This is a genomic window from Rosettibacter sp. KY25 (assembly GCF_057554405.1).
Map to the genome: position 1 here is coordinate 239253 of NZ_BAAJAO010000002.1, position 14009 is coordinate 253261.

General features: G+C 32.4%; 7 protein-coding genes. All 7 read right to left on the reverse strand.

Annotated elements, in window-relative coordinates:
- Positions 1-9: 9 nt before the first annotated feature.
- Positions 10-1710, reverse strand: coding sequence for a glycoside hydrolase family 28 protein (locus AC27L2_RS02470; protein WP_487210074.1), 1701 nt, complete (start codon positions 1708-1710; stop codon positions 10-12).
- A gap of 154 nt (positions 1711-1864) precedes the next feature.
- Positions 1865-3796: a glycoside hydrolase family 88 protein gene (locus tag AC27L2_RS02475; RefSeq protein ID WP_487210075.1), complete on the reverse strand. Its 1932-nt coding sequence runs from the start codon at positions 3794-3796 to the stop codon at positions 1865-1867.
- A gap of 15 nt (positions 3797-3811) precedes the next feature.
- Positions 3812-4825, reverse strand: coding sequence for a PorV/PorQ family protein (locus AC27L2_RS02480; protein ID WP_487210076.1), 1014 nt, complete (start codon positions 4823-4825; stop codon positions 3812-3814).
- An 18-nt stretch (positions 4826-4843) separates the two neighbouring features.
- Positions 4844-6985, reverse strand: a complete 2142-nt coding sequence (locus tag AC27L2_RS02485) for a hypothetical protein (RefSeq protein WP_487210077.1) — start codon at positions 6983-6985, stop codon at positions 4844-4846.
- Between the two features lie 29 nt (positions 6986-7014).
- A complete protein-coding gene (locus AC27L2_RS02490) occupies positions 7015-10287 on the reverse strand; it encodes a TonB-dependent receptor (RefSeq protein ID WP_487210078.1) in 3273 nt (1090 codons plus the stop codon).
- A gap of 33 nt (positions 10288-10320) precedes the next feature.
- Positions 10321-12180: a glycoside hydrolase family 43 protein gene (locus AC27L2_RS02495; RefSeq protein ID WP_487210079.1), complete on the reverse strand. Its 1860-nt coding sequence runs from the start codon at positions 12178-12180 to the stop codon at positions 10321-10323.
- A gap of 5 nt (positions 12181-12185) precedes the next feature.
- Positions 12186-13862: a T9SS type A sorting domain-containing protein gene (locus tag AC27L2_RS02500; protein ID WP_487210080.1), complete on the reverse strand. Its 1677-nt coding sequence runs from the start codon at positions 13860-13862 to the stop codon at positions 12186-12188.
- Positions 13863-14009 lie beyond the last annotated feature (147 nt).

Genomic DNA, 14009 nt, shown 5'->3' on the forward strand with positions numbered 1-14009 from the left:
AAAATCAAATCATCTTACAATTAGAGCATTCTTATTAACATCATTAGCAAATTTCGTTTTATCTTTTATTTCATTTGCATTTTTGCCTTTCAGATAAATTGAGTTTGTTTTTTCACCTTGAAGCTGTAATATAATATTATTTTCCTGCGATGGAGTAAAATTCTCAATTGCAATATTTCTACCCTGACTAATTTTAACAGCTGGTTCATTAGAGATAATTTTTGTATTAATTATTTTTATTTCATCAGCATCAAAAATTGAAATTCCTTTTTTAGCATTCATTAGAACATTATCTAAAACTATATTTTTAATTGGCATTTCTGGTAAACCTTGAAGAACAACAGCATCTTCAGCACCAATACAATAAATATTTTTTAAGAATATATTTCTAAAAATTGGAGTCCCTTCATTTACTTCAAAAGCAACAGCCTGCTTTGATTTTTCTTCAAGAGGGATGTCTTCTGTTGGAGCTGCCCCGCCGTAATACATATTAAAGCTAACAGCTTGAGTTGGAATATTGGTCATATAAATATCTTCAATAAAAATATTTTCAACTATACCGCCTCTACCTCTTGTACTTTTGAATCTGAGTCCAACATCAGTTCCAATAAAATTACAATTCATTACCTTAATATTTTTTACACCGCCGGACATTTCACTTCCAATTGTGAATCCACCATGACCATGATAAACTATACAATCTGCTATGATAACATTTTGAGTTGGGATTCCGCGCTTTCTTCCAAATTCATCTTTGCCGGATTTCATACAAATTGCATCATCACCAACATCAAATTTTGAATTATAAATAATTACATTCTTGCATGATTCTACATCAATTCCATCTCCATTTTGTGAGTACCATGGATTTCGAACAGTAACATTTCTAACAATAATATTTTCACTCAATAATGGATGTAAATTCCATGCAGGAGAATTTTGAAATGTAACTCCATCAAGTAAAACATTTTTACAATTAACAAGGTTAACCATTACAGGTCTAAGGAAATCTCTAACTTTTTCATAATCTTCTTTTGTTAATTCTTTTTTAGTTTTCTTTAATTCAGATAAAATTTTTTCTCCATTCATTGCTTGTTCTGAGGGCCACCAGGTATTACCGGCTTTATCAACGACGCCACCAGAAGAAATTAATTCTTTCCATTGATTTGCTGTTAATTTATATTTTTTTACAGGTCTCCATGCATCACCTCCGCCGTCAATTATTCCCTGACCAGTTATCGCAATGTTTTCAAGATTGAAACCACTAATTGGAGAAGTGCATCTGTATTGATTTGTTCCTTCATAAGTAGTTTCAACAAGAGGATAGTCATCAAAATTTTTTGTGAATTGAATATGTGCGCCCTGCATTAAATGTAAATTAACATTGCTCTTTAATGATATTGGTCCAGTAAGCCACAATCCTGGTGGAACAATAACACTTCCACCGCCATTTTTTGAACAGGCATCAATTGCTTTTGCAAATGCTTCGGTATTTAAGGTAGTTCCATCGCCTTTAGCACCAAATTCAGTAATTATAAATTTTTTATCTGGAAAACTCGGAACTTTTAATTCCGGCATCAAAAATTCTAATCCCTTGTAATATTTTTTTACTTCTTTTTTAATCTCATTAAAATTTTTTGATAAGATTGGATTAGAAAATGAGAGACTTATAATTAGTGTAAATAGAATAAAGAAATTAATCTTTTTCATTTTAATGCCTTTGGATTTTTAATTGGAAATAAAAATAGAACACAGATAAAGACAGATTAGGGAGATTTACTAAGTAAAATCAAAAATCAATTTAAATTGCCCGCACAAGGCGGACAATTCAATTTGTTCTTAATACTTTTTTAGACTATCCTTTCTAATTCAAACTGGATAATTGTAAAATCCATTTAACAAGATTTTCTGCAGCTCTTAAGTTCTGAAAATCTGTAGGTAATTTTCGATTGTCAATATATTCATTGTAAAGCCAAGGGTCACCAACAGCAATTACAAATCCTTTACCATACTTCTTAAAGATTATTACAGGTTCATTATCTTTCTTTAACAATATGTAAGGCAGTTCATTAAATTTTATTGTAGAAATTTCTTTCATGTATATTTTATCAACGCCAGCAAAAATTGGGTTACATGGTAAATTCACGAATGCACCCATATCAAATTTATTTCCATCAACTCTATTGAGACTTACTTCGTTAAAACTAAATCCAAATCTTTCTGTTAATTTATTGAGATGTTCGAATTCACAATTACCTTTGTCGTTGGCAAACAATAAAAGTATTCCGCCGTTCTTTACCCATTTTTCAAGTTCATTAATACTTTTTTCATCAATATAATTTGGAGAATCAGTTTCCTGTGGTGTATCAGGGTCAACAATTATATAAACATTTCCTCCTTTCAAATTTTGCTGTGTTGGTGCTTTTCTTAATTCAGAAATTTTTGAACCATATTTTTCAAACAATTTTCCTAAAACATAAAATCCAGAGTTAGTAGTATCTTCCCAGATGTAATGATATCTTTCTTTTTTTCCTTCTTTGTTAGTTCTAAATTCATTATTGAAATAATTATCAAGAATCACATTGTATTTCTTTTTTGAAAGAGCTTCTGCTTTTTCAATTTCCATTGCAGCTAAGATTAATGGACCATAACCTTTAAAATCATTTGTTCTTGGTTTTTCACTTACATAATATTCATAAGAGCCATCACGATAAGGATTACCACCAAGTCCTGCCCCTCTGCATGTTCCATATAAATTGTAATATCCATCTTTATCAAGTTTAACAAATTCTTTTAATGCACCTTTGAAAGAAACTTTTGCTTCATCAATAAATTTTTTTGGGAGGTATCCATTATTGTAGCCTTTGGCAAAAGCATAGATATACATTAATGTTGCAGAAGCTTCAAGATAATTTCCTTGACGATTGCCTTGATCTAATACCTGATACCATACTTTTGATTTTGAATCTCTCACTTTCAATAATGCTTCACAAACATTATTAAGAATAGAAATTATTTTTTGTCTATCTGGATGTTCAACAGGAAGGAAATCTAAAACATCTACAAGAGCCATAACATACCAGCCGATTGCTCTACCCCAAAAATGTGGTGAACGACCAGTTAAAGGGTCAGCCCATTTTTGTTGTTTGCTTTCGTCCCATGCATGATAAAGCAATCCAGTCTTTTCATCCAAAGTTTTTTCATAAATCAAAATGATTTGTTTAGTTATATCATCAAAATCCTGTGGACGATTAAACACTTTAGCATATTCTGCATAAAATGGTTGCCCCATATAAATTCCATCGAGCCACATTTGATAAGGATAAATTTTCTTATGCCAGAATCCACCGCTTTTAGTCCTTGGCATTCCATCGAGCTGCTTTCGTAAAGTATCAACTGCAATTTTATATTTCTCTTCTCCTGTTATTTGATAAGCAAAAAGAACTGCACCAGCCGGTTTAATGTTATCAATATTGTATTCGGAAAGCTTATAAGTTTTAATATTACCATCATTATCAATATACTGGTCTAAATTTCCTTTAATAAAATCAAAATACTTTTGCTCACCTGTGTAGTAGAACATTTTTCTTAGTGTTTCGAGCATCAAACCTTGTTCATAATTCCATTTTTGGCTTGTCATAAAAGAATCATAAGTAACTGCACCGGGATGACGAGCTAAAAATGATTCGGCAAATTTTACAGACCAAAAATCCTTGCTAAACTTTCCTTTGGGATAAACATTTGTTATTATCCCAAGAATTATTAACATCAAAAACAACTTGCTTAGTTGTTTCATAATTTTAATTCCTTTTTATAATGCAAAGTTCAAAGAAATTCTATTAACATTATTAAATACTTTTATGTGAGAATAAGAATAATTTATTTCAACAAGATTGCCTGCTATTTCTGTGTTTAAACCAATTCCAGCAGACCACGAAGCAATATCACGATTTGTTTGATAACCAGCTCTCAATGAAATCATGTTCATAAATTTGTACTCAAGTCCTAAATTCATTCTTTCTGAATAATTATTAAAATGTGCAAAATCTACAGCGAGCGTAAGTTCATTATTTGTATTTGATGCATCAACAAATTTCCACAAATTGATTGCTGTGCCAAGTGTGAATACCAATGGAAGCTGTTCATCAATTTCTTCTCTTTTAATATTTGATGAGAAATTTCGAATTGCCATACCAAAACGAAAATCTTTGTAACCAGTGTTATAAAGAACACCAGCATCAAAAACAAGTTTGGTTGCATTATTCTTTTTTGTAGTTCCATTGATAAAATAATTTTCACCTAAATTTTGTCCTGCAATTCTAATATTCCCGCCAATAGAGAATTGTGTGCTGATTTTTTTCGCATAACTTAATCCAACTGAATAAGCACCAACATTACTAAGTTTTCCATTATCTATGTATCCATCGGGATACAATGCTTGCTGAGATGGGTCAATTAGACTTGTGCCAATAATTTCTCCATAATCAACTGTAAGAATATGAAAACCAATAACTCCATAATTATTCAAATTGTAAGTTGCAGTTCCAGCGAGGTATTTTATATCAGCAATCCATTGAGTATAGTTTAGACTGATATCAATTGTATTGTTTGTATTGGCAATTCCAGCAGGATTATATAAAATTGCTTCTGAAGAATTTCCAACTGCATAGAAAGCTTCTCCCATTGCACTTGCTTTAGGGGAAATGCTAACGAGCAAAAAATTCATAGTGCTCTGAGCCAATTTGTTTAATCCAACCTGAGCATAAACATTGTATCCAGTTATGATTAACAAAAGCAAAATTATTTTTATTCTATTTGTTTTCATTATTGATATCTCCCAATTTTATCGAACAACAATGAACTTTTGATAAGAAATTTCGCCATCAGGCTTTTCGAATACTGCTATGTAAACACCACTGCTTATTACCTGCTGGCTTGATGTTAACATATCCCATGTTTCAGAACCAGACTTTGCAGGATTATCATGAATAATTGTTTGAATTAAATCGCCGTGTTCAGTATAAATTTTTATTTTGCAAACAGGAGGAAGATTGAAAAAGATAATTCCTCTTTGGTCAGTAAAGCCGTATGTTTTCAAAAGCGGGTCATTTATGTTATATGGATTAGGAACAATTCTAATTTTAGACATATCTTCATAAGCAAGTCGTGGTGGATTTATCCAGTAAATATTTGGAACAAGCACACGAGAACTATACATTATTTTTCCTCTTGTTGTCGGGTCAGCATTTGGGTCATTCGGAGCAATTCTTGCTTTTGATTGAACATAATAATAATACTGAGCCCCATAAAGAATTGATTTATCTTTATAAACATGTTCAACAGCTTTATCAGAAGCATCTGAATCATAAATTGCTTCATAGAAAACTGTATCCTGATTAGAAACTCTTCTCATTATTCTGTAACCTGCAAAATTTGGCATTGCTTCTGCTTCAGGACATTTCCATTTAATTTCAACTCCATCACCGTAACCAGTTACGCTTAATTCAGATGGAGGCGGTGGTGCTTGAGGAATTTTATATCCAGTTTTGAAATTCCATTTTGCTCTGTAAGCAGTTAACATAACAGAATCAATTCCTGAACTAATCCATCTGTCTTTTCTCTTATCAATTTCTTTTGCATCAGGAGGAAATGCAAATTCTTTTGGCAGCCAGCCTTTTTCTGGGTCTGGCATGTTAGGTGGATTTTCAAGGGTTCCTTTTAACCATTTTCTACCAACTTCAATTGCTTTTTGAAGTGATAAACCTGCAATTCCAGATGCATACACAATTCTAATTTTTTTACCAGGTGCAAAATTTCTGTAAGGACCAAATACACTAACCATCAATGGATTTGGACCTTGCTTTGTTCCTCCAGGATAATTTGAATAATCACTTGTTCCTAATTCATCTGAATTTCCTCCATGATGAGTCCCTGGATGAACATTTCCACTCATTGGGAAATAATCGGAATATCCTCCGGCAAGTGACCAGAAGTTTTTATTTCCATATTGGTCATTTTCTACTGTGTATGGAATATAAGTAGCTGTTGCAGCATAAGTAACTTTTGGTTGAAGAAAATCATCTTTATCTTCTGCAGGATTGTCGAATGGCTTTTCTGATGCATGAAGTATTGTATAAAAATAGATATTGCTAAAGAGTAATCTTCCATCCTGTGATGTAACAGGAGCTCCCATGTCATCACCTGGTTTATCTGGGTCATCTGCACTGTATTGATAATAAACTCGAGCAGTATCTCCAACTCTTCCACCATAATAATGATTCCAAACGCGAGTCAACATTGGAGCTTCGTTTGATGGGACTGAAGGATTAATTCCAATTGAATAATAACTATTTGCACCATTACCTTCCATTTTGATATAAAGAGAATCAAAAGTAAAATTAGATTTGTTTTCAAATGTTACATCAAAGATAATGTAGTTGTCGTTGAAATTTTGACTCCATGCCATAATTTTTCTTGTCATCTCAATTCCAAAAATATATTCATTTCCAACCTCAATAATCTGGTCATAAGTTCCATCAGTAAATTTTGATGGATTGTATTCACCAAAATCTTGTAAATCAACGCTCTTGAAATCTGTAGTTTGTTTAGGATATTTATAACGAATATAATTTGTTAATGGTTTTGTAACCTTACCGATTTGAGTCCATTGAGTTGTAGGACCATAAATTGGTAAAGTATCATTCTTCCCGGTAAATGGATTGGGCCAAGGAGTTGTAGTTCCAATTTGAAAACCTGAACCTGTGTTCAATTCTCTGTATTGACCTCTAAATCCAATAATGTTGTAATCATTAGGAAAGAAGCCTGCACGATAATCAAAATTTCCTTTATCGGCATTTGCAGTAACACCAATCCATACCCTTCCGACTTTCATCATTGCTGTTTTAAGTTCTTCAGTTCCCTGAGCATAAATTGATGTTATGCAAAAAGCAGCAATTATTAATGTTAGAATTTTTCTTGATTTCATTTATTCATCTCCATTCTAATTTCAAAATTTTAGAAATCTATTCTTAGACCAACCCAAATATCACGGGGTTGACCATAGAGCCAGAATGAATAATTTGGGTCGTTGATATATGGTTTTTCATCTGAACGCAAATCTCCAACTTTATCATTACCTGGAATGTAATAACCTGGTTGAGATTTTCTCAGCTGGTCAAATTCTGGCGAATCATACATTGGCAGACGCAATGATGCCATATATTTATTGAAATCATTGTTATCCTGAAATGCATATCTTCGATTAAGCAAACTTACTTTCAAATTCAACACATTGCTAATATCAACAAAAAATGTAGATTTCAATCCATAGATATCAAATACTTTTGTAAGTTTTAAATCAACCATGTAATAATCAGGCCATTTCATATTGTTGCTTATGTGAAGTTTGCTGAGTGGATTGTAAGTGAAATAATCTCCCGCTCTCCATTCTCCAAATATTGTCATACTCCATCCACCAAGAATTCTATGACCAAAAATTTCTGGTCCCCAATTTTTTGGCGAACGGAAAGTAACATTGGCATTAAATCTTGGACGAGGCAATGCTCTTGTTTCCTGACCTTGATATAAACCTTCTCTGTCGTTATTAATAGTTACATCAGAAATAATTTCTTTTCCAGTTAAACCAGTTTTGCTAAGCATGTAATTAAAATTCAGCCAGAAGTTTATCCATGAATTATCATTCTTTGATAAAGTCAATTCAAATCCTTGAATATCTTGATATTCATTATTTGCTCTTCCAGTATAATTTAGAGTTCCACTTGATGTTTGATAATTCACTTCGCCAGCCTGACCTGTTATATCTTTATAATAACCTGAAATTTGTAGTAAATAATTATCAAGAAAATTATAAGCTACACCTAATTCATATGAAATTGTTCTTGGAGGTTCAAGATTTGGATTGGACATATCATATAACCCATTCTTATCATATCGATATCTGAAAAGATACATTGTGTAATAAGGAGGATTTGAACGGAAATGCCCATAATTGAAATAAAATTTAGAATTAACTGTAACTGGGAAAGAAACACCAATACGCGGACTTACAGTAAAGAAATTTTTAATTGGCTGCAAAAATCCTGGATGAGTTTCATTGTATTTCAACCAAGTATCCCAGATATATGAACCACCTTTTTCGAGATAACTATAGAGACTTGTATCAACTTTTTGTGGACGAAAAACTTCTTCTGCAAATGGGTCGCCAGAGGGCCATAGTCCTCCGCCTCCATTGTAATAATCGAATCGAACACCCAAGTTTGCAATTAAACCTTCATAACTAATTTGGTCTTGAATGTAAGCTGCTGCCTGGCTTGGCCATCGGTGATAATTAAATTCATAAGTATTGTAAGCATTATTATTCCATTTTTCCCAAAAGTTATGATTAATATCAATATAATTATATTCAAATCCACCTTTAACGAAATTGTGTTCATCAATTTGCGAAGCTAAATCAAATTTAACTTGTAACTGATTTATTTTTGTATTGTCATACAAATCACCTTCTTTACCACGGAATCTTCTTGCCATTCCTGGAGGAGCATCATAACTTGGGAATGTGAAGTAATCTCTAGTATTTGGATTATAAACTTTATGTGTAGTAGCAAATTGCCATTTGCCGTAAGGAGATTCATCAACATAAATCGGTCCAAAGTTAGTAATAAATGTTGTATCTCTGTTATCTCCTGTTGGAGTGTGGTTTTTAATATACAAATAACCAACTGTTAATTCCCAATAAGATTTACTGCTCAATACTTTATTAATTGTAACACCATTCATCAAAATTGTTTGATTTAAGATTGGATAGAATGGCTGGTCATACCAGTATTCTGGATTGTTATAAACATAACGAATATTATCGATTGGCATGAAGCCGCCTGCATTTCCAGCATTTGGAGCATCACCCCAAGGTGGACGAATTGGACTTAAACCAATTTGTCTTTTCCATAATCCATTATATGTAATACTCAAACTTTGAACTGGTTGAGATTTTATAGTAGCAAAAGTTGTATATGATTTTTGACTTCTCAAAGTAAGCGGCATTACATAATGCCTTTCACTTGAATTATTAGAAATATAGAATGTAGCATCACCTAAAAATTTTCCAATAAATGGAATTGGACCACCAAATCCGCCATCAAAATTCCAATCAGAACCATCTTCTTTCATTCGATGATTTTTAAATAGTCTCTTTTGTTCATCTGAAAGTTCATAATATCCAATTTGTTGTTTTAATTCAGGAGATAAATTTGCGAGTCCTTCATAATCTGGTTCTGACATATGCATCCATGCAGCAAACAAATACAAATCATATGGAGTAACCTGTTTTTCTGGAGCTTTCCCTTTATTATAAATTGATGCTTGATTAATCCATCCAGTAAATTTGGGATTTTGTTCTTTCATGTAAGGATTGTCTTTCCAAGCTGCATCAGTTCCAATGAATGCAACAGAAGCATCCAAGTAAGATCTTAAAGCATCATTGCGAGGGTCATAAAAAGATGCACCAAATCTTCTCATGTGAGAATTATCTCTTGAAAATGAAAAACTTCCATGATAGCCATCTTTCGAACCGCTTTTGGTTGTGATGTTAATTAAACCTGACCTGAAATTTCCATATTCTGCATTGTAACCGCCGGATAAAAGAGAAACTTGGTCAATTGCACTGAGAGGAATTGAAGTTTCTGCATTGCCCACAGCAGCATTAACATAAGATAATCCATTAACCAGAGAACCAGTTTGGTCTGCGCTCCCACCACGAATTGTTAAAAATCCATTTTCAGTTGAAACACCAGGCAATTTGGAAAGAAATGCATTAATTTCTCTTACACCTGATGCATCCTGCAATTGACCTGAAGATACAACCATTTGTGTGTTTGAAACTTCTTTATGCAATTCATCTCTTTTTGCAGTTACAACTACTTCCTGTCCCTGAATTACTGTTGGTTGAAGTGTAATTTCAAGATTTGTTACTCTGTCTGCTGATACAATTACTCCAGTTAAAATCTGGGTTGTATATCCAATCATTGAGACCTGAATATCATAAGTTCCAACGGGAACATTCACTATAAAAAACTTTCCATTGTCATCTGTAGCTGCACCAAGATAAGTTCCTTTAACAATTACATTGGCACCAAACAATGGTTCATTTGTTTGGGCATCTCTTACTGTTCCAATAATTCTGCTTTTAGTTTGTGCAAATTCATATTGGGGTACAGTAAGTAATACCAATGTAATCATGCATAGGAATTTGAAAATAAATTTTCTTCTCATATGTTTCTCCCCAACTGTTATGAATATAATGTTTTATAATTTTTCAAACCGGAACCAGTCAAAATCTGTGTATCCAGTTTTATCAGAATCAAATGGTGCCAGTGAAAAAATTCCAGCTTTTGCACCAACCCATTTCCCTGCCTTTGCATTAAAATCCTTACCTAATTTAGTAAAATGTTTTCCATCAATGCTATAGTAAAAAGTGCACCTTGCATTTTCATTAATATCTACTCTGAAATAAATTTTATTTTGTTTTATCTTTTTTAATTCAATAATTTTTTCATTGTTATTTTTTTCTGCATTTTGATTTATTGCCTGATAAATTCTAAATCCATTTTGAATTTTTTCTATTCCAATGTATGAATAATCAAGTCCAAAAATTATTAATCCGGCTTTTTCATAAATTGTTTTTGGATTGAACTCAAGTTTAGTAGTAATTCTAAATTTTTCTGCTGGAAATTTTTGCATTAATAGTTGCGGAACATTCCAAAAATTTTTTGTTGAATCAGGAAATTTTTGTGAATAAAATCTTAGCCAGCCTTTTCTTTGTTTTAGAGAAATCCATGATGAATCAAAATTTGCTTGCCACTGCCATTGCAAACCTAATTTTAATGAATCAAACTCATCATTAGTTTGAGGTACACAAATTTCATAATTCTTCCCAACATCAGGCTTTTTATAATTTGAGACAGGCTCACCAATTCCATTTCCATCATAATCAATTCCAATCAGGGGCCAATTGTTTTCCCATTTCATTGGTTGAAGATGAACAATTCTTCCATAAGCATCTTTATCCTGAAAATGAATGAACCACGATTCACCAGATTGAGTTTCTACCCAGCCGCCTTGATGAGGACCATTAATATTTGTTGAACCCTGTTCAAGAACAATTTTATCTTCGTAAGGACCATAAACATTTTTTGACCTCAGAACAACTTGCCAACCAGGTTTTACTCCTCCTGCTGGTGCAAAGATGTAATAATATCCATTTCTTTTATAAAATTTTGGTCCTTCCATTGTGGGATGTTTGATTGAATCACAAAAAACTAAAACTCCTTCATCTAATAATTTTTCGCCGTCTGGACTCATTTTATTTACTGTCAATCTATGTTTAATTCCAGAGCGGCTTCTTGCCCATGCATGAACAAGATAAGCATTTCCATCATCATCCCAGAGGGGACATGGGTCAATCCAGCCTTTGGCTTTTTTAATTAATTTAAGAGGTGCCCAAGGTCCTTTCGGGTTTTTCGATTTTGTCATAAAAATTCCATAATCAGGGTCGCCGTAATAAATATAAAATTCACCATTATGAAATCTTATGCTTGGTGCCCAAATTCCATTACCATGCTGAGGCTTATTAAATTCTTGGATTGGATATTGAATAACAGCATGAGAAATAATTTTCCAATTAACTAAATCTTTTGAATGAAGAATTGGTAATCCTGGGAAATGAGAAAAACTTGATGATGTCATGTAATAATCATCACCAACACGAATTACATCAGGGTCTGAATAATCAGCATGAATGATTGGATTTGAATAAGTGCCATCTCCATTATCTGGTATCCAGACAGCCCCATTCTTCTTAAGTTTTTCTAATTTATCTTTTGAAGAATCTTGGAGGTTGGTATAATCGTGATATATTTCATTTTGTGTATTAAAATTTTCATCACAAGTCCAAAGGGTTGATTCTTTTTCACTTTGTTCAGTATGATAGAAAGAAAAAAAATTATTCTTAGCAATTAAAATGAATATGTCATTCTGAAGGAACGAATTGACTGAAGAATCTAAGAGAATTAAAGATTCTTCGTTTTGCTTAGAATAACAATAAAGATTTTTTGTTTGAAATCCCAGAATTAAAAGTACTATAAGAAAAAATTTTTTATTCATCATAAAAATTATTTTATTAATAACATTTTCTTTGAAGAAATTTTGTCGTTGAAATACAATGAATAAATATAAATCCCAGAATTCAAATTGGAGCCGTCAAACTTAACATTATAATAACCTGAATTTTTGAATTCATTTATGAGAGTAGAAATTTTTCTTCCCAATAAATCATAAACTTCTAATTTCACATAGCCGCTTGATGGAATTGAAAATTCAATATTCGTAGTTGGATTAAAAGGATTAGGATAATTTTGCTTTAGTTCAAAATTCATTGGGAGCGAACTTTCATTTTTTTTTATATCTGTTATAACAACACTTTCAACAAGGCTATTTAAATAAACTTCGAGATTTGTATATCCATCAGAGTTAACAATATTTCTGTCATCAGGATTATTAGGATTCAAGCCATGCTGAATTTCCCAGTCATCAGGCATACCATCGTGGTCTGAATCAACAGGAACATTATAAGTATTAAGAAGAGGCCATCCTCCAACTTCAGATTGAGAGTCAATAATTCCTTTACCACCACCTCCCCATGTTTTTCCAAATTTTGCAGTTCCAGTTCTTACTTCTTCAATTATTCTTAAATCAACTGAATCTCGTTTTGGATAGCAAGCGCCTGCATATTTTAGGACTAATTCATAAGCTTCTTGTGGAGAATGTGTAGTAACATCTGCAATTGGAAAGGGCTGATCAACTTTTATTTGTTGTTTTATTGTATTAGAAATACCTTGAACCCCAATACCCCAATTATCTGCAGTAGCATCAGGGGCATCATAAACATAATTATCAGCCACATAAAATTTGCCATAAGTTGTATTTGTTCCACTGTCTGTGGTTGGATTAACAATTCTTTTTCGCACTCCAGAATTTGTAGCAGGACCTGGTTTATAATAATTCAATCGGACATTTTGATTTCCTTCTTCACCACCATAAGCACTATTTCCGCCCCAGTTATAAATAACATTATTAACAAAATCTACAATCTCTTTATCAGGTTGTCTATGATATCTGCTTCCATTAAATCTTGGATTACGGCTTGAATGATGAGCTAAAAGATTATGATGAAAAGTAGCACCAATTCCTCCCCAAATTCCACCATAACCATGAGGACCTTTACTATGGTACGAATTATATAATGATTCAGAAACCAAGCACCATTGCATTGTGAAATTTGTATTATCATAAAAGCTTGCAGTTTCATCAATACTCCATGAAGCTGAGCAATGATCAATAATTATATTTTTTCTATTTCTACCACCAAATGAATCACTTTCAAGTTTATGAATATCACCTAATCTTATTCTTAAAAATCTTATTATGACATTGTCTGCATCAACTGTTAAAGGATAATCAGCAATACAAATTCCATCTCCAGGAGCAGTTTGGCCAGCAATTGTTAAATCGCCATTTTTTATTGTCAAGTTTGATTTTAATCTTATGGTTCCTGATACTTTAAAAACAATAGTACGTGGACCCTTTTGGTTAATGGCATATCTTAAACTGCCTGGATTGCTATTATCTTCAAGTGTAGTAACTTCATAAACAGCCCCGCCTCTTCCACCAGTTGTAAACCTACCATAACCTTCTGCCCCAGGAAAAGCCAATGTTTGTGAAAAAGATTTAATGTTAATAAAGAGTATTATTAAAACAACAATCTGAAGATGATATTTTTTCTGTAACATGAATTTCTCTTTTTTATGAAATTAATTACTAATTAAAGTTTTTTTATTGGTATACCAAAGAATTTTTTCATATTAAAAATTTTCAAAGAGTTTCTCCGTTTCGCTCATAATTACTGTGTTTTCTTCTCTTTCAGTCATTCTGATGAG